The sequence below is a fragment of the Salinicola acroporae genome (assembly GCF_003206615.1).
Taxonomy (GTDB): Bacteria; Pseudomonadota; Gammaproteobacteria; order Pseudomonadales; family Halomonadaceae; genus Salinicola; species Salinicola acroporae.
In genome coordinates this window covers 14,658-36,997 of the sequence record NZ_PZJW01000006.1, presented here as the reverse complement: position 1 = coordinate 36,997, position 22,340 = coordinate 14,658, and the positions used below count along the sequence as shown (strand labels likewise).

Below are 22,340 nucleotides of genomic sequence, written 5' to 3'. Positions count from 1 at the left end.
TGATCGCCCGTTACGGCTGCCCCGGATCGGATTCGGTCCGAGCGGCGCCCGAATCACGCTGGAAGTAGCGGTGGCCGCAGGCGTGACACGCATCCAGCCGCGACACCTGATCGAGCAGGACCACCGCGCCACAGTGGACGCAGCTCATGCGCCCCGGCAGCGCCACCTCGCCGGCCGTATAGTCGGCACGGGCCGCCTCGAGGTCGTCATCGAAGCGTTCCCGATCGATGGTGGTGCGATCGGCGATCGAGAACAGCGCCTCGCTGACCCGGCGCGACAACACGTCGAGATCGATGCCCAGCCAGGTCGCGACACCCTCGCCCCCCTTGGCAAGGAACTGGCGGAAGTCGCGCATGTCGCGCTCGACCCAGGCCCTGAGCAGTGCCATCTCGTCCTTGGTGAACTCCTCGAACTCGGACTCGAACGCCACCGCCTCGTCGAGTTCGTGCTGAAAGCTCTCCCAGGAGAGTTCCCCGCCGCCATCCTTGAGGCGAGTCAGGATACGTTCGTAGGCCTCACTGAGCCGCGAACGCGATTCGGGTCGTGACTGTTGCTCATCCATGGCTATCCCCTTCTCTGGCGTTGGCGGAATTCGATGTCGATCGAACTCCGTGCTGCATGCTGCAGAACCTCGTTGCAAGCGCCTCGCCCCCAGACCCTACCTGCAACAGCGGGTCTGGGGTATGCTTGTGGGCCTGAAAAATCAAGCCGGCCCCGCGCTTTTCGTCTGCGATGAGTATAGCTTTTCGCGGGGACTCTGGCGCTCCCACACGCCGAACGCAAGGTGCCTGACCGAACCGATGGACGCACAGTACAACCCGCAAGCGATCGAAAACGCCGCCCAGCAATACTGGAACCAGCATCAGAGCTTCAAGGCCGTCGAGGACTCGGCGCGCGAGAAGTTCTACTGCCTGTCGATGTTCCCTTATCCCAGCGGCAAGCTACACATGGGCCATGTGCGCAACTACACCATCGGCGACGTGGTGACGCGCTTCCAGCGCATGCAGGGCAAGAACGTGCTGCAGCCGATGGGCTGGGACGCTTTCGGCATGCCCGCCGAGAATGCGGCGATCAAGAATCGCGTCGCGCCGGGCAAGTGGACCTACGAGAACATCGACTACATGCGTGGTCAGCTCAAGGCGCTCGGCTTCGCCTACGACTGGAACCGCGAGTTCGCCACCTGCGACGTCGACTACTACCGCTGGGAGCAGTGGTTCTTCGCCAAGCTGGTGGAGAAAGGCGTCGTCTACAAGAAGATGTCCACGGTCAACTGGGACCCGGTCGACCAGACCGTACTCGCCAACGAGCAGGTGATCGATGGCCGCGGCTGGCGTTCCGGCGCTCGGGTCGAGCGCAAGGAGATCCCGCTGTGGTTCCTCAAGATCACCGACTACGCCGATGAACTGCTGGCCGATCTCGACGAGGTCGAGTGGCCCGAGCAGGTCAAGACCATGCAGCGCAACTGGATCGGCAGATCCCGCGGCGTCGAGCTCTCCTTCGACGTCGACGGTCTCGACCAGCACCTCGATGTCTACACCACGCGCCCCGACACCCTGTTCGGTGTGACCTACGTCGCCGTCGCCGCCGGCCATCCGCTGGCCAAGCTGGCCGCCGAGGGCGATCCGGCCATGGCCGAGTTCCTGCTCGAGTGCCAGCAGGGTGGCAACTCCGAAGCCGAGCTGGCGACCATGGAGAAGCGTGGCCGCGATACCGGTTTCCAGGCCATTCATCCGCTGACCGGGCGCCGAGTGCCGATCTTCGTCGCCAACTTCGTGCTGATGGAGTACGGCACCGGCGCCGTCATGGCCGTGCCCGCCCACGACCAGCGCGACTGGGAGTTCGCCACCAAGTACGCGCTGCCGATCGAGCCCGTCATCGCCGACGCCGAGGGACAGGCACCGGATCTTTCCGCCGCCGCCTTCGCCGAGCACGGCAACCTGATCAACTCCGGCGAGTTCGATGGGCTCGACTTCGAAGCCGCGTTCGATGCCATCGCGGCCAGGCTGGAATCGCTCGGCCGTGGCAAGACCAAGATCAACTACCGCCTGCGCGACTGGGGCGTCGCCCGCCAGCGCTACTGGGGCGCGCCGATCCCGGTCAAGTACGGCCCCGAGGGCCAGACCGTGCCGCTGACCGACGACGAACTGCCGGTGGCGCTGCCGCTGGAGGTCGAGGTCGACGCCTCCGGCTCGCCGCTGAAGAAGATGCCGGCATTCTACGACCTCGGGGACGGCTGGACGCGGGAAACCGATACCTTCGACACCTTCATGGAGTCGTCCTGGTACTACGCCCGTTTCTGCTGTGCCGACAACCCGCAAGCGATGCTCGACGAGCGTGCCGACTACTGGCTGCCGGTGGATCTCTACATCGGCGGTATCGAACACGCGATCCTGCACCTGCTCTACGCCCGCTTCTTCCACAAGCTGATGCGCGACGAGGGGCTGGTCCACAGCGACGAGCCGTTTCAGCGTCTGCTGACCCAAGGGATGGTGATCGCCGAGACCTTCTATCGCGACACCGCGAATGGCGGCAAGGAGTGGTTCAACCCGGCCGATGTCGAGGTCGAACGTGACGACAAGGGCCGGCCGATCCGGGCCAGGTTGTCCAGCGACGGCGAGCCGGTCGAGATGGGCGGCATCGAGAAGATGTCCAAGTCGAAGAACAACGGCGTCGACCCGCAGGCGATGATCGATCGCTTCGGCGCCGATACCGTGCGCCTGTTCATGATGTTCGCCGCCCCGCCGGAGCAATCCCTGGAGTGGTCGGATTCCGGCGTCGAGGGGGCGCATCGTTTCCTCAAGCGGCTGTGGAAACTGGTCGCCGATCACCTCGCGACCGGAACGCCGGTGCCGCTGGAAATCGGCAAGCTGAACGACACCCAGAAGGACCTGCGTCGCAAGACCCACGAAACCATCGCCAAGGCCGGGGACGACATCGGCCGCCGGACCACCTTCAATACCGCCATCGCCGCGGTGATGGAGCTGACCAACGCGCTGGGACGTTTCGACGACACCTCGCCGCAGGGTCTCGCCGTCACCCGCGAAGCCATCGAAGCCTGCGTCTTGCTGCTGGCGCCGATCGCACCGCATGCCTGTCATGCCCTGTGGCTGTCACTGGGGCATCAGGAGCCGGTCATCGACGCGGCCTGGCCGACGGTGGACGCGGACGCCCTGGTCAAGGCCAGCGTGGAACTGGTGGTGCAGGTCAACGGCAAGCTGCGGGCGCGTCTCGACGTGCCTGCCGACGCAGACAAGGCCAGCGTGGAGTCCATGGCCCTGGCCGAGGAGAACGTCCAGCGTCATATCGAAGGCAAGACCGTGCGCAAGGTGATCGTCGTTCCCGGTAAACTGGTCAATATCGTTGCCAACTGAAGTGTCGCCGGCTGCTATCCCGATAGCGTCGGCTGCCCCCACGGGGCGACACCGAGCCCTATCCGGCACTGCGAGAGCAGTGCCGCCATGCAAACAGGAGCTTTTCATGATGCGTCGCACCGCTCTGGCCGGCCTGATGGCCGTATCGCTGACCGTACTGGCCGGCTGCGGCTTCCAGCTCCGTGGACTGCATCAGCCGGCTCTGGGCATCCAGGAGCTGAGCCTCAACGCCAACATCTCCCCGTTCAGCGAGGAAGTCCGCCGCTCGCTCAAGAGCGCTGGCACGCGGGTGGTCGAGAATGCCGACCTGCGCCTCAACCTCGGCGACGAAAGGATCGGCGAGAATCGACTGACGCGATCCGATTCCGGCAGCCGGGAGACCTCGATCACCCTGACCGCCCCGTTCTCGGTACAGCGTGTCTCGGACAGCGCCTACCTGCTCAATCAGCAGCAGCTCGAAGTGTCGACGACGGTGCTGCTCTCCACCGATGACATCTATTCCGGTGAGGAGGCACGCACCGACGCCATCGAGCAGTTGCGACGCGACGCGGCCACTCAGTTGATCGATCGGCTGGACGCACTCGAGACACCATGAAGGTCTTTCCCGACAAGCTGGAAGAGTCGCTCAACAAGCGCCTGCCGCCAGTGGTGGTGATCGCCGGAGATGAGCCGCTGATACACCTCGAGGCGTGCGATGCCGTTCGCCGCGTCGCCCGTGAGCGAGGCGTCGAGGAGCGGGAAGTCATGCACGTCGAGTCCGGCTTTCAGTGGACGCAGTTGCTGGAGTCCGCATCCAGTCTCTCGCTGTTCACTTCGAGCAAGCTGATCGAACTGCGCCTCGGAGGACAGTCCCCCGGTCAAGAAGGCGGCAAGGCGCTCGAGGCCTACGCCGAGCAGGCCGGCGACAGCGGCAACATACTGCTGCTCTCCAGTCAGCGACTCGATCGCAAGGCGCAGTCGAGCAAGTGGTTCAAGACGCTCGACAAGCTGGGGCTTTTCGTTCCGGTATGGCCGGTGGATCACCAACGCCTGGGGTTCTGGATGCGCGACCGAGCCAATCGCTATGGTTTCAGCATGGACATGGAGGCGGCCCGCCTTCTCGGCGAGCGCACCGAAGGCAACCTGCTCGCCGCCGACCAGGAGCTGCAGAAACTGGCATTGCTGCTGCCCCCGAATGCCCGCCTCGATGCCGCCGCCATCGCCAGCGGGGTGGAGAGTAGCGCGCGATACAACGTCTTCACGCTTTCCGATGCCTGCCTGAAGGGCGATCGCGACCGGGTCGTGCGGATCGTCCGCGGCCTGCGTCAGGAAGGGGTCGAGGCGCCCGTCATCCTATGGGCGCTGACGCGAGAGCTGAGAATTCTGCTGTCGATCTTCCAGCACCTGGATCAGGGCCAGAGCCTGGAACACGCCTGCAAGGCTCAACGACCGATGATTCCCGAGAAGCGCCGTCCCGGCTATCAACAGGCACTCAAACGGCTGCCGCAACGACGCCTGCACAAACTGCTGCTGTTCTCCCAGCGTATCGACCTGGCCATCAAGGGAGCCATTGCGCTCCCCATCTGGGACTGTCTCCAGGATCTAGCCCTCACCCTGTCCGGCGGTCGCGGCATTCTGGCCGAGATGCCCCACGCCTACCGGTCAGGCTAGCCACCGCAGGCCGGGCAAGTGCCCGGCCGATCGGCGCCCGGGGCGCGTCAGGCAACACCCACCGTATCCGGGTGGTCGACACCGGCCACGGCGACGTCGTCGCTGGAGACAACCCCGTCGAACGCCATGGTCTGCATCAGGCTCGAATCCTCCTCGCTCGCCATCCTCGTTGCCATCGGAGCAGCGGCCGCCACCGTGTTCTCCGGGGTCAGCGTGAATGACTGCAGGTTCATCGCGCCCCCGTTGAACGTCAGCCGGAGCGTCTGCTCGCCGGCGGCAAGATCCAGTTCGATGCCGTTGTTGGCCTGATAGTTGCTCCATCCACCGGTATTGGTCACGGCATGGGGGGCGGCACTGGTATAGGTGGCGCCGTCCTGCTCGACGCTGGCCGTGACGGTGCGGCCGTTGGACATCGTGGCAGCGGCAAACGAGAGCTGATAAGTCCCCGCAGCGGCGACATCGATGGTGTACTCCACCCACTCGCCGTCGGCGATCCAGCCGATCGAATTGCCGTTGTCACGCAGGTCGACCCCCTCGTTCCTGGCATTGATGCCCAACTGCTCCTCGCTGCTGTCGTGGTAGGCAACCTCGGCGCCGCCATCATCGTAGAGCCCGGCGTTCAACGTCAGCCCATCCTCGACGGCCCACGGTGTTCCCGACGCGTTGAAGGCAGACTGGGCGGCGGGCGCGAGGCTGAACGACTCCAGGTTCTGCGAGCCACCGTTGAACGTCAGTCGCAGCGTCTGGGTACCGGCTTCCAGCGCCACCTGCTGGCTGTCGGTCGGGACGAAGGTGTTCCATCCCCCCGTGAAGTCGACACCGATGGTAGCGACCTCGTACACGCCGGCGCCGTTGTCGAAGGTGGCCGTGATCGATCGCGCCGCGCCGGTCTGCGCCCCCAGCGCCGAGAGGAAAGAGAGGTCGTAGACGCCGGCCTGGTCCACTTCCAGCGTGTATTCGACCCACTCCCCATTCTCGATCCAGCCGATGGCATCGCCATTGCCGCGAATGTCCACCCCGCCTTCGCGGAAATTGGTACCCATCTGGACCTCGCTGGAATCTTCGTAGGTCAGGTAAGGCGCGCCCTCGTCGAACAGCGCCGCATCCAGCGTGAGCCCGTCCTGATCGACGGCCCATGGCGTACCGGTCTCGTTGAAGGGAGTTCGGGTTGCCGGCTGAATGCCCTCGATCAGGAAGACGTTGTCGTTATAGTCGTAGTTGATCCCGGTGTAATCCATGGCCACGAAATAGGTGTTGGCGATGGCGTTACCGGCGGTGTCATAGGCCTGGAACACGCGTACGGTATAGCCACGTTCGATGCCGGCATCCTCCGCCGGCGGCGTGCCGCCGCCGGATGGATTGAGCGACGGATCGGTCGAGAGGTTGGCGACCGAGATACCGAAGATGTCGTCGCCGGCCCAGGCATCGGGGATCCGGCCTCGATTGAAAGTCGCTGTCGCGTAGTCGCCATTGGCAACTTGCGGCAGGAACGACTGGCTGTAGAGGCTATCGTGATTGCTCAGCGCGGTCCGGGCCGACTTGTCGCCAGGCGCGTGCAGCGCCAGCAGCGCCCCGCTGTACCCGTGCAATGCCGCCAGTTGGGTGACGGTTGCCGATTCGACACCGTCGGCGATCTGCCAGTAGCGAGATAGCACTTCCTGGTCGTTGACGGCCTGGTAGAGATCGAAGTTCTGCAATACCGATTGGCCGCCACCATCCAGCGTCGAGAGTCCATCGATGTGATTGCCGAAACCGAACACTCTCCAGATCTCGTTGAGGTTGGGTTCCCAGCCACCTTCGTCCCGTGCGGCCCAGAAGCCAGCCAGCTGTATCTCGGTCACCGGCTGGTCGACGTCGTCGGAGGTGATGGTCATCACCCCTTCGAACACGCCATCGGCAGCATTGCTGGTCGGTGGCGTATAGGCGGCGCGATTGAAGAGCACACCCACTTCGACGGATTGTCCCGGTGCCAGTCGGAGATCGTCCAGCGCATCCGAGTCCGCCAGCATGAAAGGGCCACTCAGCGTCACACTGCCGATCGACAGCTCGCCGGTGCCATTGTTGGTGATGATGACCGAGCCACTGTCCTTGTACTCGCGGGGAACCGGAGAGGAACTGGTGGCATCGTTGTCCTCGAGATAGTTGAAGGCGATGCGGTCGCTGAAGAAAGCCGGATCGGTGCTGACCACACTGATCTCGCCATTGCCGGCATTGGCCAGCGGCTCGTCAGGCACCTCCAGCGAATCGATGTCCGGCCCGACGCCGTTGGGGGCGATCACCGTGATCGAGTTGCTACCTTTCGTCAGGTTCATCTCGACGGTCTGATAGACCCAGTCGCTCACCGTCTGGCTCTCCGCGGGGAAGTTGACGGTCGGATAGTTGACGCCATTGACCGTCAACCCCAAGGGACGGTCGGCTTTACCCGTGGTCAGCGAGTATCGGAAAGCCACCTCGTAGATACCGCTCTGGTCGACATCCACGTTCCAGGTGATGCTCTGGTCACCGCTGCCGACGAAGTCCACGAAACCGGAGCCGGAGGCGTCGCGATCCGTCTGGGTCTCGGGCACCACGATGGCGCCGCCCTGCAGCACTGCCGTCTCGGCTTCGTAAACCGCGTAACCCGGGGTCGTGTCCTCGATCAGGACTTCCAGTTGATCGATGTTGGGGCCGGTATTGGTGATCGCCTGCAAACGGACCGAGTTGGCACCAGCCAGCAGCTCGGCCGGAATGTCCAGCGTCTGCCAGGTGTTCCAGGCCGCGTTACCGCTGACGCCGACCGGCGGTGCAAAGGCGAAGATGCCCACGCTCTCGTCATTGACGAAGACTTCCAGTGGCCGGTTTCCCGTCCCGCCGTTGGCGTAGCGCACCCTGAGCACTGCATCGCCAGCGTCGGCGGCGCTCACATCGACGTTGAAGGTGATGAAATCGGCAGTGGTCGAACCGAAATCGGCGTAGCCGCCCACGGTGCCGTCGCTATAGTCGGTATTGCCGTCCATCCCGAAGGCGCCCGGCCGGATACCGTAGGGTGGATTGGTGGGGGTGGGCTCCGGCGTGTCTCCATCACGAATCACGATCTGGGCACCGGCGCCGGAGGCGATGACGGCCAGGGACTCGTCCTCGGCCTGGATGGTGGCAATAGTGGTCAATTCGACATCTCCTTCACCGGGATCAATGATATCGCCAGGCACTGGATCCAGGCGTACGACCTGGCTCTCACCCGTGCTGCGATTGAGGGTCATGAGGTAGAGCTGGCCAGTCAGCGGGTTCTCGATGATGTCCAGCGGATCGACATACTTGATGACATTGCCGTTCACGTCCCGTAGCACGTTGTCGCTCGACACGTTGCCGTTCTCATCCAGCGAGATCCATCGAATATCGTCGCCCCCGGAGTATTCGACGAAGAGCAGACTGCCATCGAGCGTTGCGCCGAACACGTTGCTGGTGTATTCGATCGCCCCGTTGGGCGAGCGATTGGTGCCCAGGGAGTAGGCGTCGTCGAGTCGGTAGTTGCTGTCGGGGTTCGTGCCGACGACGTACTCGTCCTTCTCGTTGGGATCGGTGCCGGCGGTCGGGTTACCGCCGTTGAGGATGTACTCATCGTGCAGCGGGTTGGGATGTCCGTAATATCCGCCCTGCTCCACGCGGAACAGCCAGTCGTCCTCGATACCGACGTTGATCAGCCCCTCGTTATAGCCGGTCGAGGGATCATCCGGCGTGGTACCGCCGGCGGCGGAGCCGTTGGTCGGCGCGTACAGGTTGCCGTTCGAGTGCCAGACCAGATCGTAGGCATTGCGAATGCCGGTCGCGTAGATCTTGAGCACGGCGTCCGGGGCGAACGGATCGTAATAGTCGATCAGTACGTTGCCGTTGGCGTCCTGCATCGTCGCGGTGCCGTTCTCGGCAAAGACCAGATACTGGCCGCCCCCCATATCGATGGGACCGTTCTTGAGGTCGCCATCGTCGTCCTCGTAGCGGGTATTGGAGCCGTCCGTCGGCAGTGGCTCGGTCGACACGTCGAAGCCGCCCGCCGGTGCATCGCGATAGGGGTCTATCTCGAGCACACCCGCGTTCAGCAGCCGCTCCGGACGATTTCCCCAAGCGCTGTCATCGCCCCCCATGGCGGTATTGGCCCCTTGCGAGACATACATCAGATAAGGCGGCACGTCGGGGTTGGTCACGGCATCGAACGCCGGGTTGGCGTGGAACACCAGGCTATTGGTGACATGATCCCCGTTGGAGCGCGGCAGTCCGGTGATATAGGTTTCCGCCGAACCGGAGAACGTCGCGTCGGTGTCGTCGATGGTGATCTTGCTGACTCGCCCGCTGAAGTCCGGCACACCGTTGTCGCGCCCGGTCAGCGGGATGGGATAGTTGTCGGTCACCCACAGCACGTTGGGATCGGTGGGATCGAAGCTCAGGCCGACGATGCCGCGGGCGCCGGCATCGGTCTGGAAATAGTCCAGCGCCAGGGTCTGTTCGTTGGAGAGCCCGCCGGTGATGGGGTCGACGTCGAATCGCTTGACCTCGCCGCCCAGCGTCGAGACATAAATCTTGGTGTAGTCGGGAGACATGGTAATGGAGCTGAACAGATAGGCGCCGTCTTCGGCGCCGTTCAGCTCCACGTGCGTATCGAAGCCCACTTCGCTGTCCTGGACGACAGGTTCGGCGCCGGTGACGAAGGTCGTGGTGAACTTCTGGAACTCCCTTGTCGGGGCGCTGGGATCCTCGTTGTCGCCGCGGTCCTGAAAGCCATCGATCACCAACGTGTAGCTGGTGTACTCGTCCAGCGCCTCCACCGGCGAGATGGTCAGCGAGTCGAAGCCGCCAGTGGTGTTGATGTTGAAGGCCACCGCCTCACCGGTCACGGTGTTGAAGAGCTTCACCGAACCGTCATTGAGACTCTCCAGCAGTGCACCGCCGCGCCCTTCCACGACCGAGATACCGATGAAGAAGTCGGAAGTAGGGTCGATACCGACCGGCAGGGTGCCATCGTCGGCCTGGAGATGAACCTCCACCTGCTGCTGCCCGACCCCGGCCACCGCTCTGGGATCGGTGAAGAAGGCATAGTCCGCCGGGGCTTCACGATCGTCGTCCGGCGTCAGATCCGGTAGGGACTGGATCTCGATGTACTGGATCTCGGTGTTGTCGCTGCCGACGCCGATCGAATCCAGGGTCAGGCGGCCATCGGTCACCTGCACGATTCGCGTGACCAGACTGGAGCGATAACCATCGCTGTCGTCGGAGGGATCGCCGTCCGCCGGGAAACCGTCCGGCCGCATCGAGGCGAAGGGCGTGTTGAACGCTTCGCCCTCGGCGTTGATGAGGTTGACGCTGTCGTAGGCGCCGCCGCTGTCGCCGATGGAGATCGTGACCTCGTAGTAACCGTCTTCCAGTTCGATCTCCCAGCCGGCGGCCTGGCTGTATCCGGGTTTGTCGAATCCGGCATAGGTCGCCTGCAGCGGGTCGACCCCGGGCAGCGTACCGCCACGGTTGCCGAGGGCATCGGCGTCCTGCCCGGCGATCGCCATCGGCGTCGTGCCATTGGCGGTGCCGTCGGCGATCGATGCCGCGGTTACCCAACCGTACTGGAACGTCTGCCCGTTGACCTGCAAGGCCTGCTGCCCGAAGGCTTGCCCGGTATCGGCGATGTAGCCCTCCGGTGTTGCCGCCCCGCCGGGCTGGAAATTGATCTTGACCTCGAACCTGTCTCCCGGCTCCGGAACCGGATCGCCGCCGCTGTCCGGCAGCGTATGAATCGACAGATTGTCGATGTTGGGCCCGAGATTGCCGATGTTGGCGAGCCGAACCAGATTGTCGCCGGCGCCGAGCTCGATCTGAACCGTGGTCTCCGTCCAGTTCTCCCAGCCCGCGCTACTGAGTCCCGTTGACGGAAAAGCGATGGTGCCCTGCAGATCGCCATCCACCGACAGCGCCATCGGCCGGTCGTTCGCACCGCTTGCCGCGTAGCGAATCGTCAGCAGATAGGACCCCGCACTGGCGACATTGACCGTGAACGATCCTGCGTCGCCGGTCTGCCCGCCCATGTCCAGATAACCGGTACCGGTAAAATCCCCCCAGAGCCGGTCGGCTCCACCACCAGTCGGCTCGGGGTTACTCGCGTCGCGTACCACGGTATCGGCGGCTGATGACCCGTCGTCGATCGTCAACGCCTCACCTTCGATCGAGAACACCAGTGTGGGGTCCGCCGGGAGCGCTTCGACATAGTCGAAGCCGATCTGATCGATATTGGGGCCATTGGCCACGCCACCCTGCGCGGCCGACGGCAGCGTCAAGGTCAGCGTGTTGTCTGCCTGCGACAGAGGTACCGATATGCTGACCTCGCTCCAGTTGGACCAGGAACCCGTCGGCGGAAACGACACCAGGGTCGGCTCAGCACCATTGATTGACACCAACAACGGGCGATCGCCGGTGCCGCCGTTGACATAACGAATGGTGGCGTTATAGACGCCGACATCATCCGGTGAGACATGAAAGGTGACCGCATCCCCGGCGTCGGTGCCAAAATCGACATACCCCCCACCCAAGGCCCCCGCTCCCACGTTGCCGAGCGCATCGGGGTGCTCGCTATCCACCACTCGTGTCAGTGCGCTGCTACTGGTGGAGCCGCTGTCGACGATGGAGACCCGTTCGGGATCCTCAGCCTGAATGATCAGCGACGCCGGCCCATCGTCTCCGGCTATCGCCGTGAGCGTCAGACTATCGATATTGGGCCCACCCCCCACCAGGTTCTGCAGGCGGATGAGATTGGCCCCGCTCTCCAGATTCAGGGTCAGCGTGGCGTGCTGCCAGGTCTCCCATCCCGCCACGCCGGAGCCGGTAGAGGGAAACGTCAAGTTCCCCTGCGCGACCCCATCGACAAGCACCGCCATCGGACGCGAGGCGCCGCTCGCACTACTTCCGGCATACCGGACATCCAACTCGTAGGTGCCGGCTGTCTCGACCTGCACCTCGAAATAGGCGGCATCCCCGATCTGTCCCCCCATGTCGAGATAGCCCGGGCCGCTCGAGCCGTTCCACAACCCATCGGGCCCGGCGGCCGCCGTGGTTTCAGGGTTGGCCGAGTCGCGAATCACGGTATCGGCGACCGAGGCGCCATCGTCGGGTATCAGCGATTCACCCTGCAAGGTAAAGACATCGCCCGACCACCCCTGTTCGTTGACGATCTCGATATCGGTCGACTGCTCGCTCCCGGCCAGCAGCTGACCGTTGTCGTCCTGAGCATCCAGCATCAGATTGGTCAGCCCCCGGTCCAGATCCGAGGGCAGGAGAAACCGGTAGGGGCTCTCGGTGGCCATCAATTCCAGTGGAGTGCCCGTGGAGTCGGTTATCGTCAGCGAGACGGCCGCGACATCGCTGGCGTCGAAGCTGCTGCTGCCGATAGGCGTCGCCTCGAGCCAGTAGTCCTCGCCAAGGAGGGCGCGAGTCACGGCCGCGCCCTGCGCCAGCGACTCGACGATAGCTCCGGTCTGGGCATCGATGATGGATAACGTGAACATGTATAGAGCCCCTACGCGTTGTGATGGTGGTTATGTGACGAGTCCCGGGCGATCGAAACCCGCCAGGCGCGTGCAGACACGATGCCAGCGTCCCGTAAATAGACTGACGGGAAGTTCCTGTCGTGGTTGGTATGGATAACGAGACTCAGGACCAAAGTCTTATCGGTCGCAAGCTATCGTTTATCGCTGTCCGCGCAAAGTTGAAACTTCTCAAACTTCGGAAACGAGTTTGACGAGAAAAACTTGGCATCTTTACTGGCGGCGGTCTATTTCCAGCGCACTTTCATCGACTTGCCAATTTCTCGCCGGCTGTTGCATAGCAATGAAAATTACAAAAAATTTCAACAACCAAAAATATCAGGAAAAGGTATTAAACACAGACCACCACCCTTCATTAAAAATGCGTAGACCCTATGCGGTTCACATTTCCATTTTTATTGACCCATGTTTTTCAAGACACATGGAAAATCCGAAACAAAACACATCAACTATCTGATATTATTAAATAAATGCTGATAGCAGTGGATCAGAAAGCAAATCCAACGGAGAAATACCGACCGAGAACGCGCTTGTAAACTTGTTCACAATTTCCGCATGCTAAAAGTGACAACACCCTCCGACGCCACTTTCCAAAATGACGTTACAAGAGTACAGCACCGTGGCCCAACCCGACGACAAGACCGATCTTCAAAAGGCGCTCTCCAGTAGTCGCCGTTCTTTTCTGTATATTTTATTGTTCAGCATGTTCATCAACTTGATGATGCTCGCTCCGTCGATTTATATGTTACAGGTCTACGATCGCGTCATCACGACGCGTAGCCCCGAAACCCTGCTGATGTTGACGCTGGTCGTGATATTTCTGTTCGTCGTGATGGGCTCGCTGGACCTGGTGCGCTCGCGCATCCTGGTACGCGTTGGTAACCGGCTCGACATGCAGATCAATGAACGTCTCTATCAGGCTACGTTCAAGAGAGCCCTGCTGGTACCGGGCAAACCCTCGGCCCAACCGTTCAACGACCTGACGACCCTACGCCAGTTCCTGAGCGGAAACGGGCTGTTCGCGTTCTTTGACGCGCCCTGGATACCGGTCTATATCGCCATTCTGACCCTGTTTCATCCGTGGTTCGGTATCTTCGCCGCCGTGGCCGCCGGCATACTGCTGGCGCTGGCCTGGATCAACGAGAAGAGCACCCAGTCACTGCTGAACGAAGCCAACCGCGAACACGTGCAGTCCCAAGACCTGGCCCAAAGCAACCTGCGCAATGCCGAGGTGCTCCAAGCCATGGGAATGCTTCCCCATCTCCTCGCCCGATGGCGGGAAAAGCACCACGACTATCTCGTCAACCAATCGCGCGCCAGTGATCGGGCCGGTGTCCTCAGCAACGTGTCGAAAACGCTAAGGGTCCTGTTCCAATCGCTGATTCTGGGACTCGGCGCCTTGCTGGTGATCGAGGGCAGCCTGACCGGCGGCATGATGATCGCCGGCTCCATCCTGATGGGCCGGGCGCTGGCGCCCATCGACCAGATGATCGGCGGCTGGAAAGGCTTCGTCGCGGCACGCACTGCGCACGCCAGACTCCAGGCGCTACTCGTCGCGGTGCCAGGCGATCCCCAGCGTATGCCATTGCCACCGCCTGTCGGGCGGCTGGCGCTCGAAGCGGTGACAGCCGCCCCGCCCGGCGACACCCAGCCGACGTTGTGGGAGCTCAGCCTGACGGTCAACCCTGGCGAGCACATCGCCATCGTCGGGCCCAGCGCCGCAGGGAAGTCGACGCTGGCCCGCGTCATGCTAGGCGTCTGGCCGGTTCAGAGCGGCTGCGTCAGGATCGGGGGGACCGACATCGGTCAGTGGCCACGAGAACGGCTGGGACCATTCGTCGGTTATCTGCCACAGGACGTGGAGCTGTTCGACGGTAGCATCAGCGAGAATATCGCGCGCTTCGGTAACATCGATCCGGCACGTGTCATCGAGGCAGCGCAGAAGGCCGGGGTGCACGACATGATCCTGCGCCAGTCGGCAGGATACGACACTCAGATCAGCGGCAGCGGCGGCGTGCTCTCCGGCGGACAGCGCCAGCGCCTCGGCCTGGCCCGGGCCCTGTACGGCAACCCGGTGATGGTCGTGCTCGACGAGCCCGATGCCAACCTCGACGCCAGTGGCGAACGCGCGCTGCTACATTGCCTGCGGCAGCTCAAGTCCCAGGGCACCACGATATTCATCATCAGCCACGCACCGGCCATTCTCGATCATGTCGATCGTGTGCTCGTCCTCCAGGAGGGCCGCATGGTCTCCTGCGCCCCATCGCGAAAGCCGATGGCGAAGGACCCGGAAGTCCAGCAGGCGGGCAGCGCCGCCGTCCATTCGATCCGGATGCGCGCCCGCGGCAACGCCGGCGACGCTCCTTCTCTCCCGCCCCTGTCACCGGAGCCGCCGACGCCATGACGCCAGCCTCTTCCACACCGATCTCGCTCGGCGCCCCCAAGCCCCAGTTGCCGACCCGTGACGATGCCAGCCGCCGTTGGGGCCTGGGAATACTGGTGTTCGCGCTTGGCGGCTTTGTGCTCTGGTCGCTGACCGCCGACCTCGCGGTTGCCGTCGTCGCACCGGGATCGGTTGCCGTCGAGACCTCGACCAAGAAGGTGCAGCACTTCGAGGGCGGCATCGTCAAGCGCATCCTGGTAGCGGATGGCGATCAGGTCAGCGCAGGTGATCCCTTGATCGTGCTCGACGATACCCAGCCGCTGGCCAAGCTCTCCATCGCCGAATCGGAGTATCGCATTGCCCTGGCCAGCGAGGTCCGACTGCTGGCCGAACAGAGCGATCGCGACACCATGACGTTCCCCGACGCCCTGCTGGGCGACGTCCCTCCTCGCGTCCAGGCGGTGGTCGATGTCCAGAAACGACTGTTCCAGGTTCGTCGCCAGTCCCTGAAGGATGCGCTCTCCGCGCTCGACGAAAAGGCCCATCAGATGCAGGAGCAGATTGCCGGGCTCGAGCGGCTGCGCCAGGTGAACCAGTCCAAGATCAACTCGCTGTCCGGGGAAGCGGCCGACTACCGCACGCTGTTCAAGGAGGGGCTGGGGGACAATCAGCGCCTGCGTGAGCTCGAGCGCCAAGTGCTCCAGTATCAGGGGGAAAACGCACAGCATAGTGCCGAGGTGGCGCAGTTGCGCTCGCAGATCAGCGAGAACGGCTTCCAGAAGGAGATTCGCCTGCAGGATTACCACCAGGGCGTGGGCGAGGATCTCAAGGATGTTCAGTCCCAGGTCACGGATGCCGAAGAGCGGGTAACCGCCCTGCGCGACCAGGTGCAGCGAACCGCCATCGTGGCCCCTGTTTCGGGCACCGTCGTCGGCCTGCAGGTTCACACCCAGGGTGCGGTCATTCGCTCCGGCGACACGATCCTGGAGGTGGTCCCGGCCAACGAAGCGTTCGTCGTCGAAGCGAGAATTCCCGATCGCGACATCGACAATGTCCATGCCGGCCAGCCCGCCGAAATTCGATTCAGCGCCTTCAACCAGCGTCTTTCGAACGTCATCGAGGGCGAAGTGAGCCATGTCTCGGCGGATAGCTTCGAAGACCAGGCGACGCGGACGCACTATTACAAGGCACGCATCAGAGTGACCGACGCGGGGCATGCCGAGATGACCTCGTCGATGCAGTTGCTGGCCGGCATGCCAGCGGAAGTGATGCTGAAGACAGGGGATCGCACCTTCGCCAGCTACATGTTCAAGCCGTTCAGCGACATGCTGGCAAGAGCGATGCGAGAAGAGTGATGCCATCCATACGACCCTTGATACTGGCCGGATGCCTCGCCGCGCTGACCACCCCGACACATGCCCAGCCACTGGAGATCACGCCGCCGACCGACGCACCGACCACTGCCGCCCCGGCGCCGCTACCGTCGTTGTCGCGACTCGTCGCACTGGCATTGACCTACGACAGCGGCCTGCAGAGCCAGCGTCTGGACAGCCAGTCGGTGGCGCAGGAGGTGCCGATGGCGGAGGCCGGGCTGCGTCCGCGACTCGACGCCACCGCAGCGTATCGCTACACGGACGCCGACAACATCTATACCGAAAACCCTGACGACTATCCGGACGAAGTCTACGACGACCGCGTGGCGGGCAAGACCCGGGATACCAGTTGGGAACTGCGCATGACACAGCCGCTGTTCAGTCTCGAGCGCTGGCGCCGGGTCGGCAAGGCTCGCGCCCAGATGGACGCCGCGACGTTGCAGGTAGCCGTCGCCGAAAGGGATCTGGCGGTCAAGGTCATCGAGACCTATCTCGATGCCTACCAGGCATCGCGCAAGCTGGGCCTGCTGATTGCGCAGCGGGAATCGCTGGTGCTCCAGCAGCGCCAGGCGCAACGTGCCTACGATCTGGGTATCGGCGACCGAATCAACCTGCTGGAGTCCCAGTCGCGCCTGGATCAGGCCGTTGCCGACCAGACCTCCGCGGAGAACGACCTGGCCAATGCGTCGAGCGATCTCGAGCGACTGACCGGCACGCCGCTGGTATTCGATCCAGTGCTGATCGAGACGCCGGAGAGTCTCTCCATCGCCCCGGAATCGATGCCCTTGGAGAGCTGGCTGGCGCTGACTGGCGACAATCCCCAGGTCCAACTGGCCGCCGAGCGTCAGCGCGTCGCCAGAATCGACACCGACGTGCGTCGCGCCTCTCGCTATCCCGAACTCAACTTGGTGGTCGGCTACAGTGATGTCGACAGTAATGATGCGCTGCGAACCAGCAGCGACTTGACCGCCAGCGTGGAAATGAACCTGTCGCTCTACCAGGGCGGATATACGACCGCCAGCATTCGTCAGGGGGAGCTGACGGCGCTTGCCGGCACGGCATCGATGGAGAACGAGAGTCGCCTGGCCAAGCAGGAAGTCCGCAAGCGCCTGAGAAGCATGCAAGGCGACCTGCGTCAGATCGAAGCCCTGCAGCGCTCGGTGGATTCGGGCAGCCTGTTCCTGCAGGCGGCGATTCGGGGCGAGTCGTTGGGCCTGAGGGATCTGGTCGATGTGCTCGACGCGCGTTCCTCGCTCTACGATCTGCGCATCCGCCTGGTCGAGACGCTATGTCTCTATCTCAAGGATCGTACCTACCTCGATGCGGCCGTCGGCCAACTCGACACATCGACCCTGGAGGAGGTCGCCGGCATCCTCACCCGCATCGAGGAGGGCGCTACCCCTGCCACCACGGCGCCGGCCAGTCGCTGATGTCCACCATCCACGTCATTTGGCAATGCCTGATCGCGTTCACGTACACCGTCATGACGACTACGATGCAAAATCCCCGGCGGAGCGTTGGGCGCGTGCCACTGTCACGCTCGGCGATGGCCGGGTGGCCGCCAGCGAGCCTTGCGAGGCTCGTGACAATCCCACCAGTCCCCTCAGCGACATCGAGACCAAGTATCGCCAGTTGACGGCGCCGGTGCTCGGCAAGCGGGCGGGCCCCTCCTCAAGATCGTGATGACACTGGAGCAACGGCCGGCAGGTGATCTGCTACCTTGGTTAGGAGCGACGGAGTCGCGTCGCAAACGGGAGCCGGTCGAGAGGATGATGATGAATCTGCCGCTATGGTGCCTGCTGATAATCGCCCTGCTGCCGTTCTGGCTGGCCTTCTGGGGTAGCGCTGTCAGACGGCGTGAATTTGGGCGCATCGACAACCAGCACCCGCGCCAGCAGTACGCGCGGATGGAGGGCAAAGGCGCCCGTCTATGGGCCGCACAGCAGAATGCCTGGGAAGCCCTGGCCCTCTTCACCGCCGCCATCGTGGCCACCATGACGGTGGGGAATGGTGGCTGGTTGGTGGATGTCGCCTGCGTCGTCTTCGTATTGGCGCGGGTTGGCCACGGCCTTTGCTATGCGCTAGATCTTCCCACCCTGCGTTCGGCACTCTTCGTGGTGGGTTTTCTCGCGGTTCTGGGCCTGTTCGCCATTGCCCTATTGTAGGGACCGGCCCCGACAAGGAAGCGCTCGCGATCATGAGTGGAGGCAAAAGCGCATAAGCCACGCCCAGGCATCAAGTTCTCGCTGAATGCGCCGATACGATCTCCATTACGCCGCGGGATTGCATTTCGCCATTCAGCGCGATCGAGATCTCACTTCATGCCCATCGATGACGATCCACAGAGTGACCAACTCCCCGATGACGGAAAAGCGATCGGAGAGACGACGCAGACCTCGGTATCGTCGGGACGCGCGATGACCGGGAGCGAAACCCATCGTCGCTGGCTGCTGGAGGCGACGACAGCCGCTCGGACCTCCTACTGGCGCTGGTCGTCTCCCGATCGTGGCTTTCTGTGCGGCACGGCCGTGGGCGATACCATCGAAGCGCACGAGCAGATGCGGATCGACTGGTGGTCGCTGCTGAAGACGATGCCATCGACCGAACGCCGCCGTGTTGTCACGCTCTGGCGGCGTATCAACGGCGGAGAGCAGGATGACATCGACCTGCTGATACGCCCCGACACCCGCCAGCCCAAGACCTGGTGGCATGTCCGCGGCGCGGTGGTGACCAGAGACGAAGAAGCCGCCCCACTCATCGCCACCGGCACCTGGGAAATCATCGACGACCCTCACGACCACCTTGCGCGCAGCAGTGTCAGAGCTCACGCCTTCGCAGCGTCTCGCGATCCGATGCTGGTGGTGGACGAGCGCTGGCGCATCCTGGAAACCAACGACGCCTTCATCGAGCTCGGCGGTCGACCGACAGGCGAGATACAAGGCCAAGCGCTGCAGCGCTACATCGAGGCCGAGGTCCTGCGAGCCGATCCGGCGGCAACCGCGGGAAGCGACCGGGCCCAGCATCACGAGGGGCTCTTTCATGTCGATGGAGAGTCCCCTATTCCCGTCGAGCTGACACTCAGCCATTTCACGCTGGGTGACACCGGACAGACCCACTACATCGCCGCCCTGCGCGATATTTCGGCCCGCAAGCGGTCCGAGCGAGAGCTGGAGCATCTCGCCAGAATCGACACGCTGACCCAGCTCCCCAATCGGGCGACGCTTCAGCAGACCCTGAACCGGCGCCTGCTCCAGCTCGCCCCGGGGCATAGCCTGGCCTTGCTTTTCGTCGATCTCGACGGTTTCAAGCACATCAACGATTCGCTGGGCCACCAATCGGGTGACATCCTGCTGAAGATCATGGTCAAGCGCCTGCGTGCCACGCTACGGAGCAAGGACCTGGTCGCACGCTGGGGCGGCGATGAATTCGTGGTGGTGATCGATGTGGGCAGCGATGGGCAACTGGCCGACAAGATCGCCAGGCGACTGCTCGAGGCGCTGGCTCATCCCATGGTCATCAGCGGCCACCAGATCAGTGTCACCGCCAGCATCGGCATCGTCCATGCCCCCGACAACGGTCGCGATGGCGAGACCCTTCTCAAGCACGCGGACGTCGCCATGTACGCGGCCAAGGATAGGGGCAAGAACGCCATCGTCGCCTATCACCATGAGCTGAAACACCACAATCTGGAGCAGATATCGATGCTCTCGCGGCTGCGCGAGGCGATCGCCAAGGATTCGCTCGACTTCGTCGTCCAGCCCAAATTCGACAGCGGCAGTCGCGTGATCGGCGCGGAGCTGCTGGCACGCTGGACCACCGATGAGTATGGCCAGGTCCCACCCAGCGTGTTCGTGCCATTGGCGGAACATAACGGCATGGCATCATCGCTGGGGAATCTGGCGATCGAGAGAGCCGCCCAGTACGCTGCGCTTCTCGCCGCGACCGGCAGCCCCTTGCCAGTCGCAGTCAACATCTCTGCGTTGCATGTCATGGATGACGATTTGGCGGCCACCCTGCGGCGTGCCTGCCAGCGCCACCGGATCACCACCGACCAGATCGAATTGGAAGTGACGGAGTCCGTCTTCCTGGAGAATACGCGGGCACCGGAAGCCCGGATCGAGCATCTCAGGCGCCAGGGGTTTCGGGTGGCGATGGATGACTTCGGCGCAGGCTACTCTTCGCTGGGCTATCTCAGGCGGCTTCCCTTCGACACCATCAAGATCGATCGCAGTTTCATGCATGACCTGGAGACGGACCAGCGTTCACGCCATCTACTGGCGGGCATCGTCGGCCTGTGCAACCTGCTCGGAATGGAAACCGTCGCCGAGGGTGTGGAGACCGAGGAGCAGTGGCAACTGCTGCAGACGCTGGGAGTCAAGCAGTACCAGGGCTACTTCCTGGGTCGACCGATGGACATGGATCAACTGATCGCGCGTCTGGCGGAGCGGCCATGACACGAGAAACCCGCCGCCCCGCTCCGATCCGGCCCAAGGTGTTACCCGGCCAACAGCGGGTCGCTGAAAGGATAGCGTGACCATCTCGCAATACCGGTATCGGTGATCAACACCTCTCCTTCGAGCTTGACGCCGTCAGCTGCCCCGCTCCCCCGATGTAGCTCTCCTCCGATACCACCATGCCTGGCTCGAGGATGCCATCCTTAGAATCGGTCGAAGTCCATGTGGTGGGCGACCAGCGGGATCTCGCCGTGCACGCCCACGCCATGAATGACCGGCGGATAGCGGCGATCCAGAAACCGTTGCGGAATTTTCCATGCCCGTTCGGCGATCTCGCGATAACTCATTCCCGGCTCGAGAATATCCATGTCGTGATGAACCTGATCGTCATCCATGCGATAGAGGCTGCGCTGATAGGCCGAGAACGTCCCGGGGCCGACGTGGAAGGTGCGCGAGCTCGGCGAAGCGTTCTGCCTTGCCTGATCGGCATCGTGACTTAGGCGGGCTCGATTCAGGAAATCGAGTCGGTAGCCTCCCAGGCGGCAGTGACGTAACGTATCGGACTCCATTTGCCTTCAACGAACCTGCGACGACGCTCCCCCATGTCAATGACGTTCAGCCTGATAGCCCCGGCATCGTTCACCCGCCCCGAGATACTGGACCAGGCCGAGGAAGCCTTGCAGCAGTTCGGCATCGCGGTGCGTTTTCCCGCCCAACTGCAGAAGCGGCACCGCTACCTGGCCGGGGATGTCGACCACCGCCTCGAGACGCTCTACGCGGCCTACGCCGATCCCGACGCCGACGCCGTATGGGCCGTTCGCGGCGGCTACGGCTGCGCGCACCTGGCCACTGAGATCGACTGGCGCCGGCTGGCGCCCAAACCGTTGATCGGTTACTCCGACCTCAGTGTGCTGCTGGATCAGTGCCACCGCCATGGATTGCCGGCGATCCACGGCCCGGTCATGAAGGAGGGCGTGAAGCTCACGGCCGATGATCCCGCCCTGCGTGCCGCGAGCCAACGCGATTTCAGCGCGCTGCTCGCGCTGCTCGAGGGCCGACCTGCCGACAGCGTGGCGTTGACGCCCATCACGGCCACCACCTCCACCATCGTCGAAGGGCCGCTGGTGGGTGGTAACCTCTCGACGCTGGCCAGTGTCGCCGGCACCCCCTTGGCGTTCCGGGCACCGCCTGGCGCCATCGTGATTCTGGAAGACGTCGGCGAGCCCTTCTATCGGCTCGAGCGTGACCTTTGGCAACTGGTCCACTCCGGTGGATTGGATGAGGCGGCTGCCGTCTGTATCGGCACTTTCGAAGAGTGCGTGCCCTATGGGGACTTGAGAGTAGAGACGCTGTTCGACACCTGGCTGACTCCCCGTGGCCTGCCGCTCTATGCCGGCCTGCCCATCGGCCACGGCCGTGACAACCTGCCCTGGCGCTATGGAGCCACGGCCCGAATCGCCGATGGTCAACTGCAGTTTCGCGCCTGAACGGCGGGTAGCGGCCAACGAAAAAAGCCGCCTCGCATAGGCGAGGCGGCCGTGGTCGATGGAAAC

At 63.3% G+C, this 22,340-nt stretch carries 13 protein-coding genes; 10 read left to right on the top strand and 3 right to left on the bottom strand.

Annotated elements, in window-relative coordinates:
* Positions 1-10: 10 nt before the first annotated feature.
* The gene (locus DOM54_RS09540) at positions 11-562 is read right to left on the bottom strand and encodes a zinc ribbon-containing protein (RefSeq protein ID WP_110716121.1); all 552 of its coding nucleotides are present in this window, start codon (positions 560-562) and stop codon (positions 11-13) included.
* A gap of 238 nt (positions 563-800) precedes the next feature.
* On the opposite strand from DOM54_RS09540, the gene leuS reads away from it, so the two are divergent.
* From leuS to holA, 3 genes are all read left to right on the top strand, one after another.
* Positions 801-3,371: a leucine--tRNA ligase gene (gene leuS, locus DOM54_RS09535; RefSeq protein WP_110716120.1), complete on the top strand. Its 2,571-nt coding sequence runs from the start codon at positions 801-803 to the stop codon at positions 3,369-3,371.
* A gap of 106 nt (positions 3,372-3,477) precedes the next feature.
* Complete coding sequence (locus tag DOM54_RS09530; protein WP_110716119.1) at positions 3,478-3,966, top strand: LPS-assembly lipoprotein LptE; 489 nt, start codon at positions 3,478-3,480, stop codon at positions 3,964-3,966.
* Positions 3,963-5,021 (top strand): DNA polymerase III subunit delta, encoded by a 1,059-nt coding sequence (holA, locus tag DOM54_RS09525; RefSeq protein ID WP_110716118.1) that lies wholly within the window; start codon positions 3,963-3,965, stop codon positions 5,019-5,021. Before DOM54_RS09530 ends, holA begins: the two co-directional genes overlap by 4 nt.
* A 47-nt stretch (positions 5,022-5,068) precedes the next feature.
* On the opposite strand, the gene DOM54_RS09520 is transcribed toward holA, so the two are convergent.
* Entirely contained in the window at positions 5,069-12,538 is a 7,470-nt protein-coding gene (locus DOM54_RS09520; RefSeq protein WP_110716117.1) for a carbohydrate-binding protein, read from the bottom strand.
* 658 nt (positions 12,539-13,196) lie between these two features.
* Between DOM54_RS09520 and DOM54_RS09515 the strand changes: the two genes are divergently transcribed.
* From DOM54_RS09515 to DOM54_RS09495, 6 genes are all read left to right on the top strand, one after another.
* Positions 13,197-14,981, top strand: coding sequence for a type I secretion system permease/ATPase (locus DOM54_RS09515; RefSeq protein ID WP_110716116.1), 1,785 nt, complete (start codon positions 13,197-13,199; stop codon positions 14,979-14,981).
* Positions 14,978-16,315 carry an HlyD family type I secretion periplasmic adaptor subunit gene (locus DOM54_RS09510; protein ID WP_110716115.1) on the top strand — a complete coding sequence of 446 codons (1,338 nt, stop codon included), beginning with the start codon at positions 14,978-14,980 and terminating at the stop codon, positions 16,313-16,315. The genes DOM54_RS09515 and DOM54_RS09510 overlap by 4 nt, the downstream gene beginning before the upstream one ends.
* Complete coding sequence (locus DOM54_RS09505; RefSeq protein ID WP_240613843.1) at positions 16,315-17,763, top strand: TolC family protein; 1,449 nt, start codon at positions 16,315-16,317, stop codon at positions 17,761-17,763. The genes DOM54_RS09510 and DOM54_RS09505 overlap by 1 nt, the downstream gene beginning before the upstream one ends.
* Before the next feature lie 25 nt (positions 17,764-17,788).
* A complete protein-coding gene (locus DOM54_RS20015; RefSeq protein WP_162619819.1) occupies positions 17,789-18,016 on the top strand; it encodes an MmgE/PrpD family protein in 228 nt (75 codons plus the stop codon).
* A gap of 86 nt (positions 18,017-18,102) precedes the next feature.
* On the top strand, positions 18,103-18,498 hold the full coding sequence (locus tag DOM54_RS09500; RefSeq protein ID WP_162619818.1) for an MAPEG family protein: 396 nt from the start codon (positions 18,103-18,105) through the stop codon (positions 18,496-18,498).
* Between the two features lie 156 nt (positions 18,499-18,654).
* Positions 18,655-20,787, top strand: coding sequence for a putative bifunctional diguanylate cyclase/phosphodiesterase (locus DOM54_RS09495; protein WP_110716112.1), 2,133 nt, complete (start codon positions 18,655-18,657; stop codon positions 20,785-20,787).
* A 203-nt stretch (positions 20,788-20,990) separates the two neighbouring features.
* Here the strand turns inward: DOM54_RS09495 and DOM54_RS20410 are convergent, their stop codons facing one another.
* Positions 20,991-21,356, bottom strand: coding sequence for a M24 family metallopeptidase (locus tag DOM54_RS20410; protein ID WP_240613842.1), 366 nt, complete (start codon positions 21,354-21,356; stop codon positions 20,991-20,993).
* A 33-nt stretch (positions 21,357-21,389) separates the two neighbouring features.
* Here DOM54_RS20410 and DOM54_RS09485 point away from each other — a divergent pair, with 33 nt between their 5' ends.
* The gene (locus tag DOM54_RS09485) at positions 21,390-22,274 is read left to right on the top strand and encodes a S66 peptidase family protein (protein WP_110716111.1); all 885 of its coding nucleotides are present in this window, start codon (positions 21,390-21,392) and stop codon (positions 22,272-22,274) included.
* Positions 22,275-22,340: the final 66 nt, after the last annotated feature.

Excerpts from the sequence above, each read along its gene's own strand:
- DOM54_RS09500 (WP_162619818.1), top strand. The coding sequence starts at position 18,103 with ATGATGATGAATCTGCCGCTATGGTGCCTGCTGATAATCGCCCTGCTG.
- DOM54_RS09540 (WP_110716121.1), bottom strand. The coding sequence starts at position 562 with ATGGATGAGCAACAGTCACGACCCGAATCGCGTTCGCGGCTCAGTGAG.
- DOM54_RS09530 (WP_110716119.1), top strand. The coding sequence starts at position 3,478 with ATGATGCGTCGCACCGCTCTGGCCGGCCTGATGGCCGTATCGCTGACC.
- DOM54_RS09520 (WP_110716117.1), bottom strand. The coding sequence starts at position 12,538 with ATGTTCACGTTATCCATCATCGATGCCCAGACCGGAGCTATCGTCGAG.
- DOM54_RS09495 (WP_110716112.1), top strand. The coding sequence starts at position 18,655 with ATGCCCATCGATGACGATCCACAGAGTGACCAACTCCCCGATGACGGA.
- DOM54_RS09510 (WP_110716115.1), top strand. The coding sequence starts at position 14,978 with ATGACGCCAGCCTCTTCCACACCGATCTCGCTCGGCGCCCCCAAGCCC.
- holA (WP_110716118.1), top strand. The coding sequence starts at position 3,963 with ATGAAGGTCTTTCCCGACAAGCTGGAAGAGTCGCTCAACAAGCGCCTG.
- DOM54_RS20015 (WP_162619819.1), top strand. The coding sequence starts at position 17,789 with ATGCCTGATCGCGTTCACGTACACCGTCATGACGACTACGATGCAAAA.
- DOM54_RS20410 (WP_240613842.1), bottom strand. The coding sequence starts at position 21,356 with ATGGAGTCCGATACGTTACGTCACTGCCGCCTGGGAGGCTACCGACTC.
- DOM54_RS09505 (WP_240613843.1), top strand. The coding sequence starts at position 16,315 with ATGCCATCCATACGACCCTTGATACTGGCCGGATGCCTCGCCGCGCTG.
- leuS (WP_110716120.1), top strand. The coding sequence starts at position 801 with ATGGACGCACAGTACAACCCGCAAGCGATCGAAAACGCCGCCCAGCAA.
- DOM54_RS09485 (WP_110716111.1), top strand. The coding sequence starts at position 21,390 with ATGTCAATGACGTTCAGCCTGATAGCCCCGGCATCGTTCACCCGCCCC.